This is a genomic window from Rhodanobacter glycinis (genome assembly GCF_006438785.1).
Lineage (GTDB): Bacteria > Pseudomonadota > Gammaproteobacteria > Xanthomonadales > Rhodanobacteraceae > Rhodanobacter > Rhodanobacter glycinis_A.
Window position 1 is genome coordinate 1,101,930 of record NZ_RCZB01000001.1, and the last position, 25,401, is coordinate 1,127,330.

At 63.3% G+C, this 25,401-nt stretch carries 22 protein-coding genes; 16 read left to right on the forward strand and 6 right to left on the reverse strand.

Annotated features, from left to right (window positions below):
- Positions 1–15 precede the first annotated feature (15 nt).
- The 3 genes from EAH75_RS05355 to typA all read left to right on the forward strand — a co-directional run bounded on the left by EAH75_RS05355 (position 16) and on the right by typA (position 4,517).
- Positions 16–1,413, forward strand: coding sequence for a GntP family permease (locus EAH75_RS05355; RefSeq protein ID WP_140651138.1), 1,398 nt, complete (start codon positions 16–18; stop codon positions 1,411–1,413).
- Positions 1,414–1,711: 298 nt separating this feature from the next.
- The gene (locus EAH75_RS05360; protein ID WP_140651135.1) at positions 1,712–2,410 is read left to right on the forward strand and encodes a lipase; all 699 of its coding nucleotides are present in this window, start codon (positions 1,712–1,714) and stop codon (positions 2,408–2,410) included.
- 280 nt (positions 2,411–2,690) lie between these two features.
- Positions 2,691–4,517: a translational GTPase TypA gene (typA, locus tag EAH75_RS05365; RefSeq protein ID WP_140651132.1), complete on the forward strand. Its 1,827-nt coding sequence runs from the start codon at positions 2,691–2,693 to the stop codon at positions 4,515–4,517.
- Positions 4,518–4,577: 60 nt separating this feature from the next.
- On the opposite strand, the gene EAH75_RS05370 is transcribed toward typA, so the two are convergent.
- Entirely contained in the window at positions 4,578–5,528 is a 951-nt protein-coding gene (locus tag EAH75_RS05370; RefSeq protein ID WP_140651129.1) for a LysR family transcriptional regulator, read from the reverse strand.
- Between the two features lie 267 nt (positions 5,529–5,795).
- Between EAH75_RS05370 and acnA the strand changes: the two genes are divergently transcribed.
- Positions 5,796–8,537 carry an aconitate hydratase AcnA gene (gene acnA, locus EAH75_RS05375; protein ID WP_140651125.1) on the forward strand — a complete coding sequence of 914 codons (2,742 nt, stop codon included), beginning with the start codon at positions 5,796–5,798 and terminating at the stop codon, positions 8,535–8,537.
- A gap of 78 nt (positions 8,538–8,615) precedes the next feature.
- Here the strand turns inward: acnA and EAH75_RS05380 are convergent, their stop codons facing one another.
- Entirely contained in the window at positions 8,616–9,062 is a 447-nt protein-coding gene (locus EAH75_RS05380) for a hypothetical protein (RefSeq protein ID WP_140651122.1), read from the reverse strand.
- A 142-nt stretch (positions 9,063–9,204) separates the two neighbouring features.
- Between EAH75_RS05380 and EAH75_RS05385 the strand changes: the two genes are divergently transcribed.
- Positions 9,205–10,887, forward strand: a complete 1,683-nt coding sequence (locus EAH75_RS05385) for an AMP-binding protein (RefSeq protein ID WP_140651119.1) — start codon at positions 9,205–9,207, stop codon at positions 10,885–10,887.
- Positions 10,888–10,954: 67 nt separating this feature from the next.
- Here EAH75_RS05385 and EAH75_RS05390 read toward each other — a convergent pair whose 3' ends face one another.
- Entirely contained in the window at positions 10,955–11,323 is a 369-nt protein-coding gene (locus tag EAH75_RS05390) for a PilZ domain-containing protein (protein WP_140651116.1), read from the reverse strand.
- Between the two features lie 929 nt (positions 11,324–12,252).
- Here EAH75_RS05390 and EAH75_RS05395 point away from each other — a divergent pair.
- The 4 genes from EAH75_RS05395 to arsC are packed head-to-tail and all read left to right on the forward strand — an operon-like array spanning position 12,253 to position 16,061.
- Complete coding sequence (locus tag EAH75_RS05395) at positions 12,253–13,185, forward strand: segregation and condensation protein A (protein ID WP_140651113.1); 933 nt, start codon at positions 12,253–12,255, stop codon at positions 13,183–13,185.
- A 35-nt stretch (positions 13,186–13,220) separates the two neighbouring features.
- Positions 13,221–14,096, forward strand: a complete 876-nt coding sequence (gene scpB, locus EAH75_RS05400; RefSeq protein ID WP_140804684.1) for an SMC-Scp complex subunit ScpB — start codon at positions 13,221–13,223, stop codon at positions 14,094–14,096.
- Positions 14,093–15,679 carry a pseudouridine synthase gene (locus tag EAH75_RS05405; RefSeq protein WP_140804686.1) on the forward strand — a complete coding sequence of 529 codons (1,587 nt, stop codon included), beginning with the start codon at positions 14,093–14,095 and terminating at the stop codon, positions 15,677–15,679. The genes scpB and EAH75_RS05405 overlap by 4 nt, the downstream gene beginning before the upstream one ends.
- Before the next feature lie 37 nt (positions 15,680–15,716).
- On the forward strand, positions 15,717–16,061 hold the full coding sequence (gene arsC, locus EAH75_RS05410) for an arsenate reductase (glutaredoxin) (protein ID WP_140804688.1): 345 nt from the start codon (positions 15,717–15,719) through the stop codon (positions 16,059–16,061).
- A gap of 67 nt (positions 16,062–16,128) precedes the next feature.
- On the opposite strand, the gene EAH75_RS05415 is transcribed toward arsC, so the two are convergent.
- From EAH75_RS05415 to EAH75_RS05425, 3 genes are all read right to left on the reverse strand, one after another.
- Positions 16,129–16,929 (reverse strand): amidohydrolase, encoded by an 801-nt coding sequence (locus tag EAH75_RS05415; protein WP_140804690.1) that lies wholly within the window; start codon positions 16,927–16,929, stop codon positions 16,129–16,131.
- 2 nt (positions 16,930–16,931) lie between these two features.
- Positions 16,932–18,074: a pyridoxal phosphate-dependent aminotransferase gene (locus tag EAH75_RS05420; RefSeq protein ID WP_140805054.1), complete on the reverse strand. Its 1,143-nt coding sequence runs from the start codon at positions 18,072–18,074 to the stop codon at positions 16,932–16,934.
- A 78-nt stretch (positions 18,075–18,152) separates the two neighbouring features.
- A complete protein-coding gene (locus EAH75_RS05425) occupies positions 18,153–19,127 on the reverse strand; it encodes a LysR substrate-binding domain-containing protein (RefSeq protein ID WP_140651097.1) in 975 nt (324 codons plus the stop codon).
- Positions 19,128–19,239: 112 nt separating this feature from the next.
- Here EAH75_RS05425 and EAH75_RS05430 point away from each other — a divergent pair, with 112 nt between their 5' ends.
- From EAH75_RS05430 to EAH75_RS05460, 7 genes are all read left to right on the forward strand, one after another.
- A complete protein-coding gene (locus EAH75_RS05430; RefSeq protein WP_140651094.1) occupies positions 19,240–19,824 on the forward strand; it encodes an FMN-dependent NADH-azoreductase in 585 nt (194 codons plus the stop codon).
- A gap of 163 nt (positions 19,825–19,987) precedes the next feature.
- Complete coding sequence (locus tag EAH75_RS05435) at positions 19,988–21,655, forward strand: amidohydrolase (protein WP_140651091.1); 1,668 nt, start codon at positions 19,988–19,990, stop codon at positions 21,653–21,655.
- A 474-nt stretch (positions 21,656–22,129) separates the two neighbouring features.
- Positions 22,130–22,471, forward strand: coding sequence for a hypothetical protein (locus EAH75_RS05440; protein ID WP_140651087.1), 342 nt, complete (start codon positions 22,130–22,132; stop codon positions 22,469–22,471).
- Positions 22,472–22,474: 3 nt separating this feature from the next.
- Complete coding sequence (locus EAH75_RS05445; RefSeq protein ID WP_140651084.1) at positions 22,475–22,849, forward strand: GntR family transcriptional regulator; 375 nt, start codon at positions 22,475–22,477, stop codon at positions 22,847–22,849.
- The gene (locus tag EAH75_RS05450; RefSeq protein WP_140651080.1) at positions 22,846–23,703 is read left to right on the forward strand and encodes an ABC transporter ATP-binding protein; all 858 of its coding nucleotides are present in this window, start codon (positions 22,846–22,848) and stop codon (positions 23,701–23,703) included. Before EAH75_RS05445 ends, EAH75_RS05450 begins: the two co-directional genes overlap by 4 nt.
- Positions 23,700–24,668, forward strand: coding sequence for a hypothetical protein (locus tag EAH75_RS05455; protein ID WP_140651077.1), 969 nt, complete (start codon positions 23,700–23,702; stop codon positions 24,666–24,668). Before EAH75_RS05450 ends, EAH75_RS05455 begins: the two co-directional genes overlap by 4 nt.
- Positions 24,669–24,702: 34 nt before the next feature.
- Entirely contained in the window at positions 24,703–25,398 is a 696-nt protein-coding gene (locus EAH75_RS05460; RefSeq protein WP_140651074.1) for a hypothetical protein, read from the forward strand.
- Positions 25,399–25,401: the final 3 nt, after the last annotated feature.

A 25,401-nucleotide genomic window follows, 5' to 3' on the forward strand; every position in this document is an offset into this window, starting at 1 on the left:
CGGGAGCCTGGCGGAATGGCATTCTTCATCGTGTTGGCCGCGCTGTGTTTCCTGATGTTCGCGGCGTATCGCGGTTACAGCGTGATCCTGTTCGCGCCGATCGCCGCGCTGGGCGCGGTGCTGCTGACCGAGCCGGCGCTGGTGGCGCCGATGTTCACCGGCCTGTTCATGGACAGGATGGTCGGTTTCCTCAAGCTGTATTTTCCGGTGTTCATGCTTGGCGCGGTGTTCGGCAAGCTGATCGAACTGTCCGGCTTCTCCAAGGCGATCGTCGCCGCCACCATCGGCCTGGTCGGACGCAGCCGCGCGATTCTCTCCATCGTGCTGGTGTGCGCGCTGCTGACCTACGGTGGCGTGTCGCTGTTCGTGGTGGTGTTTGCGGTGTATCCGTTCGCCGCCGAACTGTTCCGCCAATCGGATATTCCGAAACGCTTGATCCCCGGCACCATCGCACTGGGCGCGTTCACCTTCACCATGGACTCGCTGCCGGGCACGCCGCAGATCCAGAACATCATTCCCACCGCGTTTTTCGGCACCAACACCTGGGCGGCGCCGTGGCTGGGCACGATCGGCGCGGTATTCATCCTGGTTATCGGCCTGACTTACCTGGACTGGCGCCGGCGCAAGGCCGCCGCGGCCGGCGAAGGCTATGGCGACAACCTGGTCAACGAGCCAGCCCCGTTCGAAGGCGGCAAGCTGGCGCATCCGTTGGTCGCCTTGTTGCCATTGGTGCTGGTCGGCGCATGCAACAAGCTGTTCACCGACCTGATCCCGCGCGTCTATGGGGAGACGCAGTCGTTCCTGCCCAGCGTCGTGGGCGACGCCAAGCCGGTGGTGCAGGAAGTGTCCAAGGTCGCCGCGATCTGGGCGGTTGAGGGCGCGCTGCTGGTCGGCATCCTGTGCGTGCTGGTGTTCGCCCGGCGCGCGGTGACCACGCGCCTCGCCGTGGGCAGCCAGGCCGCGGTCGGCGGTGCGCTGCTGGCTTCGATGAACACCGCCTCGGAATATGGTTTTGGCGCGGTGATCGCTGCGCTGCCCGGCTTCAAGCTGGTCGCCGATGCGCTGCACACGATTCCCAACCCGTTGGTCAACGAGGCCGTCACCGTCACCGCGCTGGCCGGCATCACCGGCTCGGCATCCGGCGGCATGAGCATCGCGCTGGGCGCGATGGCCGAGACCTTCATCGCCAACGCGCAGGCCGCCGGCATTCCGATGGAAGTGCTGCACCGGATCGCCGCGATGGCCTCCGGTGGCATGGACACGCTGCCGCACAACGGCGCCGTGATCACACTGCTCGCGGTGACCGGGCTGACCCATCGGCAGGCGTACAAGGACATCTTCGCGATCACCGTGATCAAGACGCTGGCGGTGCTGGTGGTGATCGCCGCGTACTACTTCACCGGCGTGGTCTAACAGATTGTTGTAGAGGGCTTTCCTGCCCTCTACAACGCGCCAGATCCGGCACATGTCCGTATCTGGCTACGCTGAATCAGGCATTTGGCATGCCTGATTCGCGGCGAGCCATTCGTGGCCCGCATTAACAGGGTGTTTTTCAACACCCTGTTAATGCGGGCCACCACAACGACGTCGCTCCCCCGACCGGCCGCCTGCCGGTTGCCGACGCCCGACCGATCCGGATCCGCGCGATGGCGCGCGGATCCTCCTGTTCCGCGCAAGCGGAACTGTCGTGAAGCGAAGGGAGATATGAGCGATGTCGATCAAGACGTACATGCTGGGGCTGCTGGCCCTGCTGCTGTTCATGCCGGCGCTATCGGCGCGGGCCACCTGTCATGACACCGTGGTGCTGGTGCATGGTAACACCGGCAGTCCCGCTGATTTCCAGAACACCTACAACCTGCTGCGCCAGCGGGGCTGGAGCGATGCACAGATCGTCGCACCCGCCTGGGGCAATTCACTCTGCGCTGCCTGCAACGACCACAACGGCAGCGAGGAAACGCCGTTGAAGAACGCGATCAGCAGCGCGATCACCAGCTCGTGCAGCGGGCACATCGACGTGATCGGCCATTCGATGGGCGTCACCCTTGCGATGCGCGAGATCGACAGGCTCGGCGTAGCCGGCAAGGTCGACGTGTTCATCGGCATCGCCGGTGCCGTGCACGGGCTGTGGTCGTGCGGGATGTATCCGTTCAACGTCGCGACCGCCACCTGCGGCTCGTACGGCCTGTCGGTAAGCAACCCGTTCCTGCTGGGCATCGCCGGGCATCGTTTCGGCACGCACATGTACTCGATGAAATCGTGGAACGACGAGATCAACTGCTACGCCAGCTGCTTCGTTTACGGCGTGCATACCTCGACGATACCCGGCGAGGATTACAGCTTCGACTATCCCTATGGCCATTACCAGTTGCTGTGGCTTACCGCCGCCGACCAGGTGAGCCTGCTGCAATAAGGCTTCTGCCAGGTGCGCGGCGAAGTCCGCGCACCTGCTTGTCTCTGATCAGCTGGACGCGGCTTCGACCCGCCGCAACGATGGGCGGCCCAGCGTCCACCGATGCCCATTCCTTGCAGCCGGCCACGGCAACCAGGGCCTCCGGGCCGGAGCCCCGTATCAGCCACCGTGAACGGCCGACGCGGCAGCGCAGCAAGTTGTCACATAAATCCGTATAATTGACGGGTTAATCCTTCTGATAACCCACGTGGTGGCTACTAGCGCCACCCGAGTGCTTTCTATGTCCATCGAAAAACTGCGCAACATCGCCATCGTCGCCCACGTCGATCACGGCAAGACCACCCTGGTCGATTGCCTGCTCAAGCAGTCCGGCACGTTCTCCGAACGTACCGTGCTGGCCGAGCGCGTGATGGACTCGAACGACCAGGAGAAGGAACGCGGCATTACCATCCTGGCCAAGAACACCGCGATCGAGTGGAACGGCAACCGCATCAACATCGTCGACACGCCGGGACATGCTGACTTCGGCGGCGAAGTGGAGCGCGTGCTGTCGATGGTCGACTCGGTGCTGATCCTGGTCGACGCGATGGACGGCCCGATGCCGCAGACCCGCTTCGTGACGCAGAAGGCGTTCGACATGGGCTTCAAGCCGATCGTGGTGATCAACAAGGTCGACCGTCCGGGCGCGCGCCCGGACTGGGTGCTGGACCAGACCTTCGACCTGTTCGACCGCATCGGCGCGACCAATGAACAGCTCGACTTCCCGGTGGTCTACGCCTCCGCACTGCACGGCTACGCCAGCCTCGACAGCACCGTGCGCGAAGGCGACATGACGCCGCTGTACGAAGCGATCATGCAGCACGTGAGCGCGCCCGACGTCGATCCGGATGGTCCGTTCCAGATGCGCATCAGCCAGCTCGACTACAACAGCTATGTCGGCCTGATCGGCATCGGCCGCATCCAGCGCGGCAAGGTCAAGACCAACCAGCAGGTCTCCATCGTCGATCGCCACGGCAAGAAGCGCACCGGCAAGGTGCTGCAGGTGCTCGGCTTCATGGGTCTGGAGCGGCGCGAAGTGGAAGAAGCCGAGGCCGGCGACATCGTCGCCATCTCGGGCATTCAGGATCTTTCCATCTCCGACACCGTGTGCGCGCTCGATACGCCCGAAGCGCTGGAAGCGCTGACCGTCGACGAGCCGACCATCAGCATGACCTTCCAGGTCAACAACTCGCCGTTCGCCGGCAACAAGGACAAGAGCGGCGGCAAGTTCATCACCAGCCGCCAGCTGCGCGAGCGCCTCGAGCGCGAGACGCTGCACAACGTGGCGCTGAAGGTCGAGGAAGGTTCCGATCCGGACAAGTTCCTGGTCTCCGGCCGCGGCGAGCTGCACCTGTCGGTGCTGATCGAGAACATGCGCCGCGAGGGCTACGAGCTGGCCGTATCGCGCCCGGAAGTCATCATCAAGGAAATCGACGGCAAGCCGATGGAGCCGATCGAGCAGCTGGTGGTCGACGTCGAGGAGATCCACCAGGGCGGCGTGATGGAACGCCTGGGCATGCGCAAGGGGCAGCTGAAGAACATGGAATCGGACGGCCGCGGTCGCGTGCGTCTGGACTATGAAATTCCGGCGCGTGGCCTGATCGGCTTCCAGACCGAGTTCCGCACCCTCACCCAGGGCTCGGGCCTGCTGTTCCACGTGTTCGACCATTACGGTCCGAAGGCCGAGGGCGCGATCGCCAAGCGCCAGAACGGCGTGATGATCGCCAATGCCGCCGGCTCCACGCCTGCCTATTCGCTCGGGCCGCTGCAGGAGCGCGGCAAGCTGCTGGCCGCCGAAGGCGACGAAGTGTATGAGGGCCAACTGGTCGGCATCCACTCCAAGGACAATGACCTGACGGTCAACGCGATCAAGCCCAAGCCGCTGACCAACATGCGCGCCTCGGGCAAGGACGACGCGATCCAGCTGACCCCGGCGATCAAGTTCTCGCTGGAACAGGCGCTGGAATTCATCGAGGACGACGAGCTGGTCGAAGTCACCCCGAAGGAGATCCGCCTGCGCAAGCGTCACCTCACCGAGAGCGACCGCAAGCGTTCTTCGCGCGGTTGAGTTGTCGCCACATGTGATCGAGCAGAAGGCCGCCGCAAGGCGGCCTTCTGCTGTGCAGGGTCAGGACGAAGTCGCCTTCGCCCTCGCGCCCACCACGCGCAGGCCGGGCCGCTGCCGTGCCAGCTTGCGCAGCAGCTCGGCGAAGCCCTGCAGGTCGTCGTGCCAGGGCGAGGCATCGCGCCAGTACAACGCGATCTCGCGACCTGACGCCTGCCCCTTGAGTTTCGCCAGCACGATGTTCGGCATCGACGCCAGCCGCTCGTGCGCCAGCGCCGGCACCAGCGAGTAGCCACCGCGCAGGCTGACCAGGGCGGCGAGACTTTCGAGGCTGACGTCCTGCACGTGGCCGTGCTCGCTGCCATCGCCATCGAGACCGTCAGCATGGCTTTCGGCCATCAGCGTGGCTTCGGCCGGATCCAGCTGGTCCAGCGCGATGCTGTGCTGCCCGGCCAGCGGATGATCTGCGCGCAACATCAGTTCCCACGGCTCGGCGAACAGCGGCCGCATCGCGATGCCGCTGACGGCTGGCGTCGGCGGGGCCAGCACCGCGTCGAGCTCGCCTTCGTGCAATCGGCGCAGCAGGCCACGCGGTTTGCCTTCCGAGATGCCCAATCGCGCGCCCGGAAAATGCTGTGGGAACGGTGCGATCAGGTGCGGCAACAGGTATGGCCCCAACGAGGCTGGAACACCCAGGCGCAACTCGCCACCGAAGGCCACCTCACCGGCGCGCGCAAGCTGTTGCAGGTGCTCGGCGGCTGCCAGCACCGCATCGATCTGCTGCAGCAGTCGCTGGCCACCGGCAGTAGGCACGATACTGCGCCCGCCACGTTCGAACAGCGGCGCACCCAGCGCCTGCTCCACCTTCTGCACCTGATGGGACAGACCGGACGGACTGATGTGCATGGCGCGCGCCGCGCTGTTGAAACTGCCATGGCGATGCACCGCCTGCACCAACGCAAGGTCGCGCAGGGAGACAGCCGCAAGGGTGGTCGAAATCATCGAACGCTGCATGTCATCAAAGGCGTTTGTGTGCGGGGGGCATCGGGCTCATCCTGTGCGGCGTTGTCAGCCACAAGCGTTGGCGCAGTTTACTCGCCGCGCCGACCGGAACACGCATCCCGCGCACCCTTCGCGACCTCGCCATGGCACCGTCGGCGGGGTAGCCCGGTTCGCCGCCGCACGGTGTTTGGGCGATAATTGCGTTTTGCCGGGCCGGCGAGCACCCCTCGCCATCGTTCAATTATCCCAGCCGCAGGATTCAGCCAGGAGCACGTCCCCATGAAAGACACCTTTTCCGTACGCGACACCCTCGAGGTCAACGGCAAGAGCTACGCCTATGCCAGCCTGACCAAACTGGGCCAGCGCTTCGACCTGAAGCGGCTGCCGTACTCGATGAAGATCCTGCTGGAAAACCTGCTGCGCCACGAAGATGGCGTCGACGTCACCGCGAAGGAAATCGAGGCCGTCGCCACCTGGAATTCGAAGAAGGAACCGGATACCGAAATCTCCTTCATGCCGGCGCGCGTGCTGCTGCAGGATTTCACCGGTGTACCGTGCGTGGTCGACCTGGCCGCGATGCGCGACGCGATGAAGGCACTGGGCGGCGATCCCACCCTGATCAACCCGCTGTCGCCGGCGGAGTTGGTGATCGACCACTCGGTGCAGGTGGATGTGTTCGGCACCGCCGACGCGCTGGAGCGCAACGTCGATATCGAATTCAAGCGCAACCAGGCGCGCTACAGCTTCCTGCGCTGGGGCCAGAAAGCGCTGGCCGACTTCAAGGTGGTGCCGCCACGCACCGGCATCGTGCACCAGGTGAACCTGGAGCATCTGGCCCGCGTGGTCATGGGCAGCGAAGTCGACGGTCAGCTGTGGGCATACCCGGACACCGTCTTCGGCACCGATTCGCATACCACCATGATCAACGGCCTCGGCGTGCTGGGCTGGGGCGTGGGCGGCATCGAGGCCGAGGCGGCCATGCTCGGCCAGCCCTCCTCCATGCTGATTCCGCAGGTGGTCGGCTTCAAGCTGTCCGGCCGTCTGCCGGAAGGCGCCACCGCTACCGACCTCGTGCTCACGGTCACCCAGATGCTGCGCAAGCAGGGTGTGGTCGGCAAGTTCGTCGAGTTCTTCGGCCCGGGCCTGCAGCATCTGCCGCTGGCCGATCGCGCCACCATCGGCAACATGGCGCCGGAGTATGGCGCCACCTGCGGCATCTTCCCGATCGATGCCGAGTCGCTGAAGTACCTGCGCCTGTCCGGCCGCAGCGATGAGCAGGTCGCGCTGGTCGAGGCGTATGCCAAGGCGCAGGGCCTGTGGCACGACGAAAACAGCGCGCACGCCGAATTCACCATCACGCTGGAACTGGACCTGGCCGACGTCAAGCCATCGATGGCCGGCCCGAAGCGCCCGCAGGATCGCGTGCTGCTGACCGACGTCAAGCAGAACTACCGCGACAATCTCGGCAGCACCACCGCCAAGCGCAACGGCGCCGAAGCACGCTTCGCCAACGAGGGTGGTGGCACCGCCGTGGGTCATGACAAGAGCGAGGCTGCACTCGGTCAGCATGTGTCGATGAATGGTCAGAACTTTCACGTCAACGATGGCTCCGTGGTGATCGCCGCGATCACCTCGTGCACCAACACCTCCAACCCGGCGGTGATGCTGGCCGCCGGTCTGGTGGCGAAGAAAGCCGCCGCCAAGGGCCTGAAAACCAAGCCGTGGGTGAAGACCTCGCTGGCGCCAGGCTCCAAGGTGGTCACCGACTATCTGGAAAAGACCGGCCTGCTCACCGAACTGGACAAGCTCGGCTTCTACCTGGTCGGCTACGGCTGCACCACCTGCATCGGCAACTCCGGCCCGCTACCGCAGGAGATCAGCAAGGCGATCAGCGATGGTGACCTCACCGTCGGCGCGGTGATCTCCGGCAACCGCAACTTCGAAGGCCGCGTGCACGCCGAAGTGAAGATGAACTACCTCGCCTCGCCGCCGCTGGTGGTGGCCTATGCGCTGGCCGGTTCGCTCGACGTGAACCTGAGCACCGATCCACTGGGCCAGGGCGCCGACGGCAAGGATGTTTTCCTCAAGGACATCTGGCCGACCAACCAGGAAATCAGCGACCTGATGGCTGGTGCAGTCACCTCGGACATGTTCCGCAAGAACTACGCCGACGTATTCAAGGGCGACGAGCGCTGGAGTTCGATCGACTCGCCGGATGGCGACCTGTACGCGTGGGACGAAGCATCCACCTACATCAAGAACCCACCCTACTTCGACGGCATGACCATGGCGCTGACCGCGGTCGAGGACATCCACGCTGCGCGCTGCCTGGGCCTGTTCGGCGACTCGATCACCACCGACCACATCTCGCCCGCCGGCGCGATCAAGAAAGACTCACCGGCCGGACGCTTCCTGATCGAGCGCGGCGTGCAGCCGATCGACTTCAACTCCTACGGTTCGCGCCGCGGCAACGATGACGTGATGGTACGTGGCACCTTCGCCAATATCCGCATCAAGAACCTGATGCTGGATGGCGTGGAAGGCGGCTACACGATGCACGTGCCCAGCGGTGAACAGCTGGCGATCTACGACGCGGCAATGAAGTACAAGGCGGCGAAGACTCCGCTGGTGGTGTTGGCGGGCAAGGAATACGGCACGGGCTCATCGCGTGACTGGGCGGCCAAAGGCACCTTGCTGCTGGGCGTGAAGGCAGTGATCGCCGAAAGCTTCGAGCGCATCCACCGCTCCAACCTGGTCGGCATGGGCGTGCTGCCGTGCACCTTCAAGGACGGCCAGAACGCGCAGACGCTGGGCCTGACCGGCAAGGAAACCTTCGACATTACCGGTCTGAACGACGGCAACTCGAAGGAGGCCACGGTCATCGCCATCGCCACAGACGGCAGCAGGAAACAGTTCAGCGTGAACGTGATGCTGCTGACCCCGAAGGAGCGCGAGTTCTTCCGCCACGGCGGCATCCTGCAGTACGTGCTGCGTCAACTGGCCGGCAAGAAGGCTGCCTGAGTTTCAGCGTGATTCCATGCGGTAAAAAAAACCGCCCCGGACTTCGGGGCGGTTTTCCATGACGGTCCCAGCGGCTCGTTACAGCGAATGCTTCCAACTGGCCGTATAGCAGTGCCATTCGCCATCCTCCTTGCGCCACGCCGATTCAACCTGGTAAATGCCCAACTGGTCGGGCAGCAGGCGACCGCCGCTGGTCAGCGTGACCGTGAATGTCGCCACCATCCGTTCGCTGCGATGCTCGATCGACACCGGCCCCATCGTCACGCCGACATGCTCGCCACGCAGCGCGAGGAGCCTGATCATGCTGGTCAGTCCACGTCGGTCCAGCTGGCCGGCATTGCCGTCGAAGTCCTCGCTCAGCCGGGCCCCCACATCGCTGGCCGAACCCGCTTCGGCCGCCTGCGCGACCGATGCAATCGCCGCGCGTACCTGCGCTTCATTGGGCGTGCGTCGGCAGCTCGACAGAGTCAGCGCGAACAGCGCGAAAACGATCAACAGACAGGCAGTTTTTCTCGGTGCAATCATCGACGGAACTCGCTGCAGTGCGGCTTGCCGCTATACGCGTGCGTATGCTCCAATCAACTGGCGCATGGTCCATGATGGATGCTACCGCCATCCTGATTCCATCATCTGATCCGTGATCATCGACAACACAGGGAACCCAAGCATGAGCAATGAACGTCCATGGCTGGATCACTATCCGGCAGGCGTGCCCGAACAGATTGACGTCAACGAGTACGCCTCGGTGCCGGCGATGTTGGAAGAGGCTTTTGGACGTTTCAGCGGGCGCCCGGCGTTTGCCAGTTTCGGACGTCAACTCAGCTACGGCCAGATCGACGAGATGAGCCGCCAGTTTGCCGGCTATCTCACCGGCGTGCTCAAGCTCGGCAAGGGCGACCGCATCGCGATCATGATGCCGAACGTGTTGCAGTACCCGATCGCCTTGTTCGGCGCGCTGCGCGCCGGGCTGGTGATGGTCAACACCAACCCGATGTACACCGCACGCGAACTCAGGCACCAGTTGGAGGATTCCGGCGCCAAGGCTATCGTGGTGCTGGACAATTTTGCCGCGACCCTGCAACACGTGGTGGCCGAAACCCAGGTGCAGCACGTCATCACCACCGGTCTCGGCGACCTGCTGGGTTTTCCGAAGGGTGCGCTGATCAACTTCGCGCTCAAGCACGTCAAGAAGATGGTGCCGGCGTTCAGCATGCCGCACGCGGTGCGCTTCCGCGATGCGCTGGCGCGTGGTGCGGCACACCCGCTGCAGCCGGTCACGCTGAACCACGACGACATCGCCTTCCTGCAATACACCGGTGGAACCACCGGCGTGGCCAAGGGCGCCATGCTGAGCCATGGCAACATGATCGCGAACATGCTGCAGGCCGGCGCCTGGATCGGCAACAATGCCAAGCCGGGCGAAGAGGTGATCATCACTGCGCTGCCGCTGTATCACATCTTTTCGCTGACCGCGAACGGCCTGGTGTTCATGCGCCTGGGTGGCTTGAACTGGCTGATCACCAACCCGCGCGACATGCCTGGCTTCGTCAAGGAACTGGCCAAGTCCGGCTTCACCGCGCTGACCGGCGTCAACACGCTGTTCAACGGCCTGCTCAATACGCCCGGTTTTGCCGAGCTGGATTTCTCACGCCTGCACCTCACCCTTGGCGGCGGCATGGCAGTGCAGCGCGCGGTCGCCGAACGCTGGAAGAAAATCACCGGATGCACTCTCGCCGAAGCGTACGGACTGACCGAAACCTCGCCCGCGGTATGCATCAATCCGCTGAACCTGACTGCCTACAATGGTTCGATCGGCCTGCCGGTGCCATCAACCAACGTGGCGATCTGGTCGGAAGACGGCCAGCCGCTGCCGCTCGGTGAAGTCGGCGAACTGATGGTGCAAGGCCCGCAGGTGATGAAGGGTTACTGGCAGCGCCAGGACGAAACCGCCAAAGTGCTCGGCGCCGATGGCTGGCTGCACACCGGCGACATCGCCCGGATGGACGAGAATGGCTACTTCTACATCGTCGACCGCAAGAAGGACATGATCCTGGTGTCCGGCTTCAATGTGTATCCGAACGAGGTCGAGGACGCAGTGATGGAACATCCCGGCGTGCTCGAAGTGGCTGCGGTCGGTGTGCCTGACGAGCATTCCGGCGAAGTGGTGAAGCTGTTCGTGGTACGCAGGGATCCGAACCTCACCGAAGAGGCGCTCAGGCAGTTCTGCCGCGAGAATCTCACCGGTTACAAGCGCCCCAAGCTGATCGAGTTCCGCGACAGTCTGCCAAAGAGCAACGTCGGCAAGATCCTTCGCCGCGAACTGCGCGACGAAAGCAAAGTCCCCGCCTGACCCAGGCTTGCAGAATCGGAAACGCCCGCGCGAGGCGGGCGTTTCGGTTGCGGCGACAGCGTTTCGTTCAGCCGTCTTTCCAGTATTCGAGAATGTCGGCGTAGCCGCCCAGCAGATTCCACAACGGGACTTGTTTGTCTTCGGGAATGCGGCTGTACGAAAAACCGATGTGGTGATCGGAGATGCGTGCGACGACGGCTTCGAGATGAATGTGCAGGTTGTGCCCGAAGATCATGTCGAGCACCCAGCTTTGTCCCGTCTCTCCAGCCCAGCCCAACGGGCGGCGCAACAATGCGCCAGTAGCCGATATATCGACCAGTTCGGTCGGATGAGATTCACCGTGGCGACTCATCAGCACCGTCGTCTCGATCTGCATGCGCGCCGGACGCAGCTGTTCCGGTTCGCCGCCACCTTGTACATTCTTGTCGATCGCCATCAGTTATACCGTCCATTTTGCGCTGGCGTCTGCCGCCGGAGTGACGCGGTGTACAACATCATCCTGAAATCTTTCTGCCGCATCATTTACTGACGCCGCAGCCTGACCTCGCATTGCCTGCATGACGCCGGTGCATTGGTTGGCTGCGATGGTCAAGCGTATCTAAGCAATCGTCATGCCACTCACCCACAACCGGCGATGCCTCGCCCGGACCATGCCGTATTGAATCGATATCCCGCGCGTCATGGCCAGGACCGACCGCAACACAGGGTTTGCCGCTACTCGCCGCTTCATCGGCGTAACCCGCGGCCCTGCCGCTTATCGTCACATTGGGTCACATGCGGCCCTGCATCGCCGACAGGTCCTTTCATCGGCAGCAGGCAACGCCAGCATCCGATATTGTGCCTGTCACGACCGCCTCGATGAAGCCCGTCACTGCAGAGCCGGAAGCCCGAGCGGAGTGACCCCGGGGCACCCATCGAGACTGACGTGCACCTTGCTGGACTTGCGCTCGCCTAGCGGCTACTCTGTGACCAACGCGTGGCTCCATGGAATACGTTTGCCGATCACCTCCGGCGACCCTGGCTTCCACCCGATGCTCTCGAACCGACCAGTAAACAGTCAGTGGCGTCACTCTTCGCCACCTTTGACTTGCGCCCTTGCCGTGGCTGACAACCCGGGGTTGGCGTGCAACGGCCGATTGCGACCTGCCTGACCGAACCACCATCGCGTGGCTTCATCTTGCCCGTCGCGACCATGGCGCCTGCCGCGCCGCGGCTGAAGATGTGAAAGATCGCAGTACCCGGGGAATACCGCCTCGCCGCCGTATTCCGAGCACGGACATTCCACAAGTTGTGCCGATGTATGAATGATTCCGATCACGTTGAACGCACTGCCAGCCGCTGAAGGCGGCCCCATGACATGCATTGATGAGCACTGAGCCAGTCGAGCCACAGAGCCTGGCCGCCGCACCGCAGGATGCGTTTGCGTCGGTACCGCAACAGCAGGAAATGCCGTTGGCCATCGTGCGCGGCCAGCCGATGCTGCAGATGCCGCAGGATCTGTACATCCCGCCGGATGCGCTCGAGGTCATCCTGGAGTCGTTCGAGGGTCCGCTGGATCTGCTGCTATACCTGATTCGCCGGCAGAACCTGGACATCCTGGATATCCCGGTGGCCGAGATCACCCGGCAGTACATGACCTACATCGAGCTGATGCGGGATGTGATGCGGCTGGAGCTGGCTGCCGAATATCTGCTGATGGCCGCGATCCTGGCCGAGATCAAGTCGCGGTTGCTGTTGCCGCGACCACCGGTCGAGGAAGGGCTGGAAGAGGATCCCCGCGCCGAGCTGGTGCGGCGATTGCAGGAGTACGAACGGTTCAAGCGGGCGGCCGAGGATATCGAGGCCCTGCCGCGAATCGAACGCGACAGCGTGGTGGTGCATGCCGAAGTGGGCGAACGCAACGTGATCAAGTTGCCGCCGCCACTGGAACTGACCGAGCTGCTGCTGGCGCTCAAGGACGTGATGCACCGGGCCGAATTGTTCGGCCATCACGCGATCAAGCGCGAGGCACTGAGCGTTCGCCAACGCATGGGCGAACTGCTGAGCCGGCTCGACGACAGCAGTTTTCACCGCTTCGAGAGCCTGTTCGACATCAGCGAAGGACGTCCGGGCATCGTGGTGACTTTTCTGGCGATGCTGGAGCTGGCCAAGGAAATGCTGGTCGAGATCGTTCAGGAAGAGCCGCTGGCGCCGATCTACATAAAGGCAAAGATCAGCCACTCCGAAGAAATCGCCGACATCCCGGCGGACGATGCGCAGTCGGGCGAACCGGCATTGATCGAATCGTCCGGCAAATGAACGACATCCACTGAATCGGCATCCGAACCAAGGTTATGCAGATCGAGCAACTCAAACCCATCATCGAGGCCGCCCTGCTGGCCTCCAGCCAGCCGATGACTGTCCATCAACTGGGCGACCTGTTCAACGAAGCCGACGACATCGGCCACGAACAGATCGCCAGGTCGCTGGAGGCGCTGGCTGGCGATTGCGACGGCCGCGGCATCGAGCTGAAGGAAGTCGCTTCCGGCTTCCGCTACCAGGTGCGCCAGGACGTGCATCCTTGGATTTCGCGGATGTGGACGGAACGGCCCAGCCGTTATTCGCGAGCGCTGCTGGAAACGCTGGCGCTGATCGCCTATCGCCAGCCGATCACTCGCCCCGAGATCGAGCAGATCCGCGGCGTGGTGGTGTCCTCCAACATCATCAAGACAATGGAGGAGCGCGAGTGGATCCGCGTGGTCGGCTATCGCGACGTGCCCGGCAAGCCGGCGCTGTTCGGCACCACCCGCGCCTTCCTCGACTACTTCAACCTGAAATCGCTCGACCAGTTGCCGCCGCTGTCTGAAATCCGCGACATGGAAGATCCGCAGTTGCGCTTCGAACCCGAGCCCTTCCCTGCCCGCATCGTGCGCGACCTGCCGGTCGATCCGGATGAGGAAGTGCTGGGCGAGAGTGGCCAGGTCGACGCGGAATCCGCAGCCGACAGCAATACCGAAATCCATGCACCCGTAAATACCGCGGATGCAGAAGACACCGACATCACGGCCGACGCCCACGCGTCTGCCGCTTCATCCGAGTCCGACGAACCTGGCTCCGACACGAGCTCATCCGCCGAGAACCCGATAGCCACTGCCGATGAGGCAGCGAACCCCGCCGCAGACGTCGAACCCGACGCCGCCGAGCAAGATACCGAGGAGTACCGCGCATGACTGCGCCGCAAAAATCCGTTCTATCCCTGAAGCGCGAACCGCGCATCGACACCGACGCCCCCGCACTGGAAGAGCGCCTGCACAAGGTGCTGGCCAACGCGGGCCTCGGTTCGCGCCGCATGCTTGAAGTGCGCATCCAGTCCGGCGAAGTCGAATTGAATGGCAGCCCCGCCGAAATCGGCATGAGCGTGCATGCCGGCGACCGCGTGGTGATCGACGGCAAGCAGTTCGTCGTCGCCACCGACAGCCGCGACGACACCGAGGTGCTGATCTACCACAAGCCCGAGGGCGTGCTGACCACCCGCGACGACCCCGATGGCCGTCCCACCGTGTTCGAACAGCTGCCGCGACTGAAAGGCGCGCGCTGGGTCGCCGTGGGCCGGCTCGACATCAACACCACCGGTCTGCTGCTGCTGACCACCGACGGTGAACTGGCCAACGGCCTGATGCACCCGAAGAGCGGCCTGGAGCGCGAATACCTGTGCCGCGTGCATGGCGAAGTGCCGGACGAGATCATCGAACGGCTGAAAGCCGGCGTGGAGCTGGATGACGGCCCCGCCCGCTTCGACGAGATTGCGGTGATCAGCCGCGGCGGCAGCCACAGCTGGTTCCGTGTGGTGATCCGCGAGGGCCGAAATCGCGAAGTGCGGCGCCTGTGGGACTCGCAGGGTTTCCTGGTCAGCCGCCTCAAGCGCATCCGCTACGGCAACATCGAGTTGCCGCGCAACCTGCGCCGCGGCGAATGCGAAGCGCTCGACGCGGAAAGCATCAAGCAGCTGCGCCAGACCACCGGCCTGGGCGTACCGCAACCGGTACTGACCCTGAGCCCGGTGCTGCATCAGCGCCGCGCGAACCGCAGCGTTACCGAATACCGCCCCGAACGCGGTGCCGGCACCGCATGGACCGGTGGTCAGGACGAGGCGCGCGAGCTGCGTGCGTATGACCGCATCCGTGAGGAGCCAATCCGTGGCCGCAAGCCGCCGCGTCGCGACGGCAAGGAAGTCAACGGCAACGTCGTCCGTCCCGAACGCGGTGCCGGTGGTGCCAATCGTGGCGGCAAGAGTCGGCGCGTGGCGCCGGGTCAGGAACTGCCGTCGGTGCGTACCTGGTTTGCCGGCGAAAACCGCGATGGCAGCAGCCGTCCCGGCGCGCCGCGCGGCAATGCTGCCGGCGGTGCCGCGGGCAATCGTCGCCCGGCTGGCGGCAAGCCATTCGGTGCACGCACGGGTGGCGAAGGTCGTGCTGTCGGCAACCCTTACAGCGGTTTCGGCGGCGAATCACGCGGTGCTGCCGGCGGCAACGGCAACCGTGCGCCGGGTGCGCGCCCCGCGCATGGCGGTCGCCCGCAAGGCCAGGGCCAGGGTAATCGTGCAGCGGGCAGTCCCGCGCACGGCAACGCGCGCCCGCAAGGTCAGGGTGGTGCGCGACCGCAAGGCCAAGGCGGCAATCGTCCGCAGAGTGCCGGCCGGCCGCAGGGCCAGGGTGGTAATCGCCCACACGGCAACTCCAGACCACAGGGTCACGGTGGCCCTGCGGGTGGGCGCCCGCCGGGTCGCGGCGGCAATCGATCGGGCAATCGCTGAGCCTTTGGCCAGCACGATCAATCAAGGCCGTTGAGCCATGGTGCGCATCTATCACAACAACCGCTGCTCCAAATCGCGCGCCACGCTGGCGTTGCTGGAGGAGCACGGCAGCAAGGTCGAGGTGATCAATTATCTCGACACGCCGCCAAACGCAAGCGAGCTGGCCGTGCTGCTGAAGCAGCTTGGCATGACGCCGCGCGAACTGTTGCGCAGCGATGAAGCGGACTATCAATCACTCGGCCTGGGCGACCCCGCGCTCGATGATGCGACCTTGATCGCTGCGATGGTGGCGCACCCGAAACTGATCGAGCGCCCGATCGTTGTCGCCAACGGCAAGGCTGCACTCGGACGGCCACCGGAAGCGGTGCTGGCGATACTCTGAGCTGTTGCGAATCGAAAACAAAAAGCCGCCTGACAGGCGGCTTTTTGTTTTCGAGAGCTCATGGGAATCAACCCGGATCGAGCGAGAACGCGTCGGCGTCCATCCACGCCGGGAATCGTTCGCGGTGCGCCAGCAACGGCGCCGGATCAAGCGTGACCGTCACCACCTGCTCCTGTGCGCCCAACTCGACCAGTGGCTCGCCGACCGGATCGATCACGGCGCTGTCGCCGGCATACGGAATCTCGTTGCCGTCTACACCGATCCGATTCACCCCGGCCACATAGCTGAGGTTCTCGATCGCGCGTGCGCGCAGCAACGTGCGCCACGGACCACGGCGCGGTGCCGGCCAGTTCGCTACAAACAACGCGAGGTCGTAATCCATGCCGCCATTGGCGGAGGCCAGCCGGCGATTGCGCAGCCATACCGGGAAACGCAGGTCGTAGCAGACCTGCGGCAGGATTCGCCAACCTTTCAACTCCACGATCAGTCGCTCGTTGCCACCACCATAGCGGGTGTGCTCGCCGGCCATGCGGAACAGGTGCCGTTTGTCGTACTGGGCGAAGCTGCCGTCCGGTTGCACCCAGAGCAGGCGGTTGTAGACGACATCGTTTTCACGGATCGCCAGGCTGCCGCAGATCACCGCGCCCAGCTCGATCGCCAGTGCACGCAGCCACGCCACGCCCTCGCCGTCCATCGTGTCGGCGCTGGCGCGCGTGTCGTTGCTGAAGCCGGACAGGAACGTCTCCGGCAACACGATCAGGTCGCTGCCGACCGCCTGGCGCACCAACGCGCCGTAGTAGTCGCGATTGGCTGGCGCGTCGTGCCAACGGGTGGCCCCCTGCACCAGCGAAATTCTCAGGGCATGCATGTTCATAGCCCGCACAGCCGCTCCGCGGCGGCTTCCATCGTGGCGTCGCTCTTGGCAAAGCAAAGGCGCAGCAGACGCGTGGCCGGCGCGCGCTCGTAGAATGGCGTCAAGGGAATGGCCGCCACACCGCCGTGCTGCACCAGCCACCTGCTGAAGGCGAGATCATCCTCGTCGCGGATCGCCGTGTAGTCGACCAACTGGAAATAGCCACCCGGCACATCGAGCAGCTTCAATCGCGAAGGTGCCAGCAGTGCCCGGAAACGATCGCGTTTGGCCTGGTAGAACGCCGGCAGCTCCAGATAGTGTTCGGGGTTGCTGGCCATGAATTCGCCGAACGCCACCTGTGCCGGGTGAAACGTGCAGAACGTGAGGTACTGATGCACCTTGCGGAACTCGGCCGACAACGCGGCCGGTGCCACCGCATAGCCGACCTTCCAGCCGGTGCAGTGATAGGTCTTGCCGAACGAGGAAACCACGATGCTGCGCTCGGCCAGCTCCGGATGGCGCAGCACACTCTCGTGCTGTGCGCCGTCGTACACGATGTGTTCGTACACCTCGTCGGACAGCACCACGATATCGGTATGGCGCACGATCGCGGCCAGCTCCTCCAGATCGGCCGCCGACAGCACGGCGCCGGACGGATTGTGCGGGCTGTTGATCATGATCATCCGTGTCTTCGGCGTCACCGCGTCACGTACGCGCTGCCAGTCGATGGCGAATGTCGGCAAGGTCAGCGGGATGTGCACCGCGCGTGCGCCCTGCAGTTCGATCGCCGGCTCGTAGCAGTCGTAGGCTGGATCGAACACGATCACCTCCTCGCCCGTCCGCACCACCGCGGCAATCGCTGCGAAGATCGCTTCGGTGGCGCCGGAGGTGACCGTGATGTCGGTATCGACATTGAGCTTACGACCGTACAGCTGCGCGACCTTCAACACGATCTGCCCGCGCAAAGCCGCCGTGCCGTGCATCGGCGCGTACTGGTTGCGGCCATCGTTCATGGCACGGGTCAGCGCGTCGCGCAGCCCCTGCGGTGGCTCGAAATCGGGAAAACCCTGACCCAGGTTGACTGCCTTGTGTTCCAGCGCCAGTTGGCTCATCACGCTGAAGATGGTGGTGCCTACTTTCGGAAGCTTGGTTTCGATCATCATCATTCAGCCGTCTGGATGTCCATAAAGGTTCAAGCGTAACGCATCGCCTGCATTGCGCGCATCACCACGCGCCGATCATGGTCGGGGCAGATCGTCCAGCGGACGCTGCTTGCATTGCTCGTGCTTCAGCAAGGTGGTGGCTGGCAGCCGTTCGGCCAGGAAATCGACCAGCGCGCGCACGCCTGGCAGCATGCCGCGCCGGCTGGGATAGACGAAATGCATGGTGCCTTCGGGCACGCTCCATTCCGGCAGAACCACTTCGAGCTCTCCGCGGGTGATCGCGGGGGCACAGACGAATTCAGGCAGCAAAGCCACGCCCATGCCGCGGCGGGCAGATTCGAGCAGCACGGCGAAATCACCGGTAATCAGACGCGCCTGCACTTCCACGTTGACCTGCTTGCCAGCCGCATCGATCAGCTCCCACACCTGCGCACCTTCGTGCTCGCGCATCGACAGCGCCGGCAGCTTCGCCAGTTCATCCGGCTCGCTCGGTCGGCCTTGCGCATCGAGCAGCGCCGGACTGGCCACCAGCTTGGTGCGTGACTGGCCGAAACTGCGGATCACGAGGTTCGCATCGGTATCGAGCTTGTTGCGCACCCGGATCGCCAGATCGTAGCCCTCGCCGATCACATCGACGCGGCGATCGCCGGACAACAGCCGTACCTGCATTTTCGGGTAGAGCAGCAAAAAGTCGGGCAACAGATAGGCCAGCACGGTCTGCGCCAGCGAGACCGGACAACTCAGGCGCACCACGCCACGGGGTTCGGCACGCAGTTCATCGACTGCATCCTGCGCCGCCTGCGCCTCTTCCAGCACGGCGCGACAGTGCGCATAGAAACGCTCGCCCACTTCGGTGACCACGAAACGCCGTGTGGTCCGCTGCAAGAGGCGCACGCCGAGACGCTCCTCCAGCTGGGCCACGCGTTTGCTCAGCCGCGATTTCGGCACGCCCAGTGCCCGACCCGCGGCAGAAAAGCCACCGTGGTCGACCACGGCGGCAAAAAAGTACAAATCGTTGAGATCCTGCAGGGCGCCGCCCAATACTGTCATGATCGTTTCCAATAAAGAACGATAAGTCCGATAATGCCTATCTTATCGCAACATTGTTCCAAATATATCCTGATTGCGTCGCCGATAGACCGGCTCAACCAGGACTCTCATCATGAAACTGTTGCACATCGACTCCAGCGCCTTGGGTGGTTATTCCGTATCGCGCCAGCTGACCGCCGACATCGTAGCGGAGCTGACGCGCGCTACGCCCAACCTCGCCATCCATTACCACGATCTCGCAGCACAGCCGTTGCCGCACTGGACGCCGGTAGCCGATGCCAGCGACCCCGCCGCCGTGCTGGGTACCCGGATGCTGGAAGAATTCCTGGCCGCCGACGTCGTGGTGATCGGCGCGCCGATGTACAACTTCGCGATCTCCAGCCAGCTCAAGGCGTGGCTCGATCGTATCCTCGTCGCGGGCAAGACCTTTCACTACACCGCGAATGGGCCCGAAGGCCTGGCCGGTGGCAAACGGGTGATCATCGCCTCCAGTCGCGGCGGCATCTACAGCAAGGATTCTGCCGCCGCGGCGATGGATTTCCAGGAGCCCTACCTGCGTGCCGCACTCGCCTTCATCGGCATCAACGACGTCGAATTTGTGCGTGCCGAGGGCGTCGCAGTCAGTGACGAGCAAAAAGCCCATGCGCTCAAATCGGCGCAAGCCACCATTGGAACACTGGTCGCCAAGGCAGCCTGATTCACCCGACGCCCTGCAAACGCCCTCGTCCTGGCGACGGGGGCGTTTGCCGTTGTGCGAGCGGCACCGCGTCCGCTCCACACGACGCACGCGGCGGGAGCAGTGGAAAAATCGGGCGCGGGCCGACACACTGCAGGTTCACTCTTGTCACGGGGCCCCGCGCATGAATCGCTCGTTACGTCTGTCGCTGCTTGCACTGCTGGCATTGGCGCCGGCCGTCCAGGCTGCCGATCTGCTGATGAACAACGTCAACGGCTACACGCTGGACAGCCACGGCAAGCTGCAACATTTCCAGGCCCTGTTGATCGACCATGGCAAGGTGGTCGCCACTGGAAGCCATGCCGATCTGATTGCGCGTGCCGGTAGCGCCCGAGTCGTCGATGGCCACGGCCAGACCTTGCTGCCGGGTCTGATCGATGCCCACGGCCACGTGCTTGAACTGGGCTATGCGCGCAACCAGGCCGACCTCACCGGCACGAAGTCGCTGGACGAGGCGCTGGCAAAGGTGAAGGCGTACGCCGCGGCGCATCCCGAGGCGAAGTGGATCACCGGTGGCGGCTGGAATCAGGAAATCTGGAAGCTCGGCCGCTTTCCCACCGCGAAGGAGCTCGACGCAGCGGTTCCCGATCGTCCGGTATGGCTGAGCCGCGTTGACGGACATGCCGGCTGGGCCAACAGCGCAGCCATCAAACTGGCCAGGGTCAGCAAGGCCACGAAAGATCCCAGCGGTGGGCGCATCGAGCGCGACAGCCATGGCAACCCCACCGGCGTCTTCGTCGATGGTGCCACGGTGCTGATCGGCAGCAAGATTCCTGCGCCGACAGCGCAACAGAAAGTCGCGGCGCTGGATACCGCGCTGGCCGAGATGGCGAGTGTTGGCCTCACCGGTGTTGCTGACGCGGGCATCGACCTGGCCAACTACCAGCTGTACCGGCAATACGCCGACGCGAGCAAGCTCACCGCACGCATCTACGCGATGATCCTGGGCACCGGCGACGACTTCGACGTCATCAGCAAGAATGGCCCGCTGATCGGCTACGGCAACGACTTCCTCACCGTGCGCACGGTCAAGCTATTTGCCGACGGTGCGCTAGGCAGCCGCGGCGCGGCGATGCTCGCGCCCTACTCCGATGACCCGCATAACCATGGCCTGCTGTTCCTGAAGCCCGACGAGCTGACCGCGGATATCGGCAAGGCGCTGGGCAAGGGCTATCAGGTTGCCATCCACGCGATCGGCGACCGCGCCAACCGCGAGGTGCTCGACAGTTACACGGCGGCCTACAAGACACATCCCGACGGCGTCGCACTGCGCAATCGTGTCGAGCATGCGCAGATCATCTCGCTGGAAGACATCCCGCGCTTTGTGCCACTGCAGCTGATCGCCTCGATGCAGCCGACCCACGCCACCTCCGACATGAACATGGCTGAGGACCGCATCGGTCCCCAGCGCATCAAGGGCGCTTATGCCTGGCAGCGGCTCCTGAAGCAGGGTACGGTCGTCGCCGGCGGCTCGGATTTCCCGGTGGAGTCGCCGAACCCGTTCTATGGCCTGTACTCAGCGATAACCCGCGAGGACCATGACGGCCAGCCACCCGGCGGCTGGTACCCCGACCAGGACATGACGCCGGCCGAGGCGCTGCGCGCATTCACCCTCGATGCGGCCTACGCCGAGCATGCGGAAAAGACGCTGGGCACACTCGAGCCCGGGAAGTGGGCCGACTTCATCCTGATCGATCACGACATTTTCAAGGATTCCGCGAGCAAGATCTGGAGCACCAAGGTGTTGCAGACTTGGGTCGGCGGCAAGCAGGTGTATGCCGCCAAGGATTGACTGGACAGTGCAAAACAAAATCGAGGCCGGCTGCGAAGCCGGCCTTTGTGTTGATGGAAGTTGCGGTGTGAGCCCTTCGACTTCATCGCCGGGCGGCTACGCCCAGAGATCGGCCCGAACTCGACCCGGGGCAAACGGGCTGAGTGGACTGAAAGCCTGGGGCCGTCTGATCCATTCGGCCTGAGCGCGGCGAAGTCGAAGGCGGCCCATACGACACACCGCCTGCCCTACCCGGCCAGGCAAATCGAATCAGGCCTCAGGTCGACCGATGTCGACATATCGAACACCTCCACGGCCGGCCCTTGGCGTGCCCCAAAGCGGCAATGGCGCGGTGCCGTCGCCGCCGTTGAGGGCCTGCGCCCCGTATAGGTCATCAGTCATGTTGTGAAATGGCGCTTTGCCTATTGACGCCTCGAAACTCAGTGTTATAGTTCACTACAACACCACCCAACGAGGTCACCAAGGAGGCCCGTCATGAAAGCGCAGAACCTGATCGCCAGCTTCGCCGCCGTCCTGCTCACCTTTGCCAGCCTGAGCGCCGTCAACTACAACGTCGACACCCAGCCAGCAGCGGCCAACCAGACCCGCGCCGTCAAGGTCACCGACCTGGCACCTGTCCATGTACATCCCAGCGCCGCTGAATTGCGTGCCGCTGTACTGCTGGCCGACGCCGGCACCACGGGCATCACCCTGATTCCGGCCATGGGCCGCATGGATAACGCTGGCAGCGCAGGGCAGTTCAGCTTGCTCGGTTCGCAATTGGCCATGCCCTACTATTCATTTGGCAACAAGTTCGGCCGCATCACCAAGGAATAAAACATGACCATTACCTGGAACGACAGCGTCCCGATCTATCGCCAACTGCAGCAACGCGTGGTGGCGATGATCCTGGACGGCGCCTTGAACGAGGGCGACCCGCTGCCGTCGGTACGCCAGGTGGCAGCGGATTATCAGATCAATCCACTGACCGTATCGAAGGCGTATCAGGAACTGGTCGACGAACAACTGGTTGAAAAACGGAGGGGTCTGGGCATGTTCGTCATCGAAGGCGCTCGTGAGGCGCTGCTGAAATCCGAACGCGAGCGGTTTCTGCGCGAAGAGTGGCCGGTGCTGTTCGCACGGCTGCAACGGCTGGGGCTGGATCTCAAGACGTTGCTGCGTGAGGCCGAGTCTGCAAAGGGAGAGCAATCATGAGCGCGGTGATCACGGCCAGCGGCCTGAGCAAGCGGTACAAGTCGTCGCTGGCGCTGGACAACGTCAGTTTCCAGATCGCGCCCGGTCGCATCGTCGGCCTGATCGGCCCCAACGGTGCCGGCAAGACCACCGCGCTGAAGGCGATACTCGGACTCACCGATTTCACCGGCACGCTCAACGTACTTGGCTTCGATCCGCGCAAGCAACGCGACAAGTTGATGGGCGAGGTCTGCTTCATCGCCGATGTCGCGGTGCTGCCACGCTGGATCCGCGTACGTGAAGCGGTCGACTTCGTCGCCAATGTGCATCCGCGTTTCGATCGCAAGAAGTGCGAGGCGTTTCTGGCCCGCACCAAGCTCACGCCCGGCCAGCGCGTGAAACAGATGTCCAAGGGCATGATCGTGCAACTGCACCTGGCCTTGGTGATGGCGATCGACGCCAAGCTGCTGATCCTGGACGAGCCTACGCTGGGCCTGGACATCCTCTATCGCAAGCAGTTCTACCAGAACCTGCTGGAAGACTACTTCGACGAGAACAAGACGATCATCGTGACAACCCATCAAGTCGAGGAAGTCGAACACATCCTCACCGACCTGATGTTCATCCGCGACGGCAAGATCGTGCTGGATGCCGACATGGACGCGGTCGGCGAGCGTTTCATCGAAGTGATGGTCAACGCCGATCAGGCCGACGCCGCCCGCCAGCTGAAACCGCTGGACGAACGCCAGGTCTTCGGCAAGAGCATTTTTCTGTTTGACGGCGCGAACCGCGCGGTGCTGGAGCAGCTGGGCGAAACCCGCCGGCCGTCCATCAGCGACCTGTTCGTCGCCACCATGAAGGGAACCTACGCATGAAAACCTTCTACTGGCTTGTAAAGCGCGAATTCTGGGAACACCGGGGCGGCTTTTTCTGGGCCCCGATCATCACCGGCGGCGTATTTTTGCTGCTGAACATCATGGGCATCATCGCTGCTGAGGTGCTGGGTGCCCAGCACGGTATTCAAATCGGCATGAGCGGCAAGCTGCAGCAAATCATTGCCGAAATGGATGCGGGCAATCTTCACAATGTCGGTACGTTTCTTGATCTTGGAATGTACGGAATGACTGCACTGCTTGTGGTGGTTCTTACTTTCGTAGTGTTTTTTTACTGCGTCGGCGCACTGTTCGATGACCGACGAGATCGCAGCATCCTGTTCTGGAAATCCCTGCCGATTTCCGATAGTAGTACGGTGCTGTCCAAGGTCGTCAGCGCCACCGTGCTCGCTCCGGTCATTGCGGTAATCGTCGGTATCATCGTGGGCATAGCGCAGTTGCTGATCCTCGCGATCACACTGTCCTTCCACGGCGTGAATGTGTGGCAGTTGCTCGTGCTGGCCCATCCGTTCCGGGTGATGTTCAACCTGATCGGCTATATCCCTCTGTACGTGCTCTGGGCCTTGCCCTCGGTGGGCTGGCTACTGCTCTGCTCGGCCTGGGCTCGCAACAAGCCCTTCCTGTGGGCCGTTGCATTACCAATAGCGACCGGCCTGTTGATCACCTGGTTCGGCATCATGGGGCTATTCAACCTGCCTGCTTCATGGTTCTGGATGGAAGTCGTCCTGCGCGGTCTGCTTAGTGTGTTTTTTGGGACAGGGATTATTCTGGGCAGAGGGAATATGACCTTCTTTGAAAATGGCGCACACGACAATTGGCTAGGCTTCATGGACTTGAATCAGACTTACCAGACACTGGGCTCCACCAACTTATGGATCGGCGCGCTAATCGGCGTAGGTCTGATTGCCACCGCCATCTGGTTCCGCCGCTGGCGTGACGACAGCTGACTTCCGATCGAATTCTAGATTAAGGAGAACACCCATGAAGCCCATCACTTTCAGTGTGCTCGCACTGGTCCTTCTGCTGCCGCTGGCCGCTTGCGGCCAATCCAAGCAGGCCGACTCCCAGCCGGGTGCCTCCGACAACATGGCACAGGCGATAAAGGACGCTGGCGAGAAAACCTCCCCGTCGGGGATTTCCGGAGAAATCCACAAGGCGATGCAGGATGCCAAGCAGGAGTTGGCCACCAAGAACATCGAGGTGAACAGCGTTCACATCAACGATAACCACCACAACGACAAGGATTCACGCCCCAAGGCCGAGATCACCCCGCAGGGCGACTTGCTGATCGCAGGCAAGAAGGTGGCGGCCACGCCGGCGCAGCAGACGCTGCTGATGGACTACCGCCAGCAGATCGTCGGTATCGCCGAAACCGGCATGGACATCGGCGCACAAGGTGCCGACCTGGGCCTCAATGCCGCCAAGGAAGGGGTATGGGGCGCACTCACCGGCAAAAGCGACAAGGACATCGAAGCGGCCATCAAGCCCCAAACCGACAAGATCGAGGCCGCCGCTGCCAGGTTGTGCCTGCGGATGCCCGACCTGCTGTCCACCCAGCAGAAACTCGCTGCGGCGATGCCCGAGTTCAGGCCCTACGCAACCATGCAGCAAAAGGACGTCGATGATTGCGGCAAGGACATGAAGGACAAGGACGGCTCCTTCGGAAGTCGTCCTTAAATC

Excerpts from the sequence above, each read along its gene's own strand:
- EAH75_RS05355 (WP_140651138.1), top strand. The coding sequence starts at position 16 with ATGGCATTCTTCATCGTGTTGGCCGCGCTGTGTTTCCTGATGTTCGCG.
- EAH75_RS05360 (WP_140651135.1), top strand. The coding sequence starts at position 1,712 with ATGTCGATCAAGACGTACATGCTGGGGCTGCTGGCCCTGCTGCTGTTC.
- typA (WP_140651132.1), top strand. The coding sequence starts at position 2,691 with ATGTCCATCGAAAAACTGCGCAACATCGCCATCGTCGCCCACGTCGAT.
- EAH75_RS05370 (WP_140651129.1), bottom strand. The coding sequence starts at position 5,528 with ATGCAGCGTTCGATGATTTCGACCACCCTTGCGGCTGTCTCCCTGCGC.
- acnA (WP_140651125.1), top strand. The coding sequence starts at position 5,796 with ATGAAAGACACCTTTTCCGTACGCGACACCCTCGAGGTCAACGGCAAG.
- EAH75_RS05380 (WP_140651122.1), bottom strand. The coding sequence starts at position 9,062 with ATGATTGCACCGAGAAAAACTGCCTGTCTGTTGATCGTTTTCGCGCTG.
- EAH75_RS05385 (WP_140651119.1), top strand. The coding sequence starts at position 9,205 with ATGAGCAATGAACGTCCATGGCTGGATCACTATCCGGCAGGCGTGCCC.
- EAH75_RS05390 (WP_140651116.1), bottom strand. The coding sequence starts at position 11,323 with ATGGCGATCGACAAGAATGTACAAGGTGGCGGCGAACCGGAACAGCTG.
- EAH75_RS05395 (WP_140651113.1), top strand. The coding sequence starts at position 12,253 with ATGAGCACTGAGCCAGTCGAGCCACAGAGCCTGGCCGCCGCACCGCAG.
- scpB (WP_140804684.1), top strand. The coding sequence starts at position 13,221 with ATGCAGATCGAGCAACTCAAACCCATCATCGAGGCCGCCCTGCTGGCC.
- EAH75_RS05405 (WP_140804686.1), top strand. The coding sequence starts at position 14,093 with ATGACTGCGCCGCAAAAATCCGTTCTATCCCTGAAGCGCGAACCGCGC.
- arsC (WP_140804688.1), top strand. The coding sequence starts at position 15,717 with ATGGTGCGCATCTATCACAACAACCGCTGCTCCAAATCGCGCGCCACG.
- EAH75_RS05415 (WP_140804690.1), bottom strand. The coding sequence starts at position 16,929 with ATGCATGCCCTGAGAATTTCGCTGGTGCAGGGGGCCACCCGTTGGCAC.
- EAH75_RS05420 (WP_140805054.1), bottom strand. The coding sequence starts at position 18,074 with ATGATCGAAACCAAGCTTCCGAAAGTAGGCACCACCATCTTCAGCGTG.
- EAH75_RS05425 (WP_140651097.1), bottom strand. The coding sequence starts at position 19,127 with ATGACAGTATTGGGCGGCGCCCTGCAGGATCTCAACGATTTGTACTTT.
- EAH75_RS05430 (WP_140651094.1), top strand. The coding sequence starts at position 19,240 with ATGAAACTGTTGCACATCGACTCCAGCGCCTTGGGTGGTTATTCCGTA.
- EAH75_RS05435 (WP_140651091.1), top strand. The coding sequence starts at position 19,988 with ATGAATCGCTCGTTACGTCTGTCGCTGCTTGCACTGCTGGCATTGGCG.
- EAH75_RS05440 (WP_140651087.1), top strand. The coding sequence starts at position 22,130 with ATGAAAGCGCAGAACCTGATCGCCAGCTTCGCCGCCGTCCTGCTCACC.
- EAH75_RS05445 (WP_140651084.1), top strand. The coding sequence starts at position 22,475 with ATGACCATTACCTGGAACGACAGCGTCCCGATCTATCGCCAACTGCAG.
- EAH75_RS05450 (WP_140651080.1), top strand. The coding sequence starts at position 22,846 with ATGAGCGCGGTGATCACGGCCAGCGGCCTGAGCAAGCGGTACAAGTCG.
- EAH75_RS05455 (WP_140651077.1), top strand. The coding sequence starts at position 23,700 with ATGAAAACCTTCTACTGGCTTGTAAAGCGCGAATTCTGGGAACACCGG.
- EAH75_RS05460 (WP_140651074.1), top strand. The coding sequence starts at position 24,703 with ATGAAGCCCATCACTTTCAGTGTGCTCGCACTGGTCCTTCTGCTGCCG.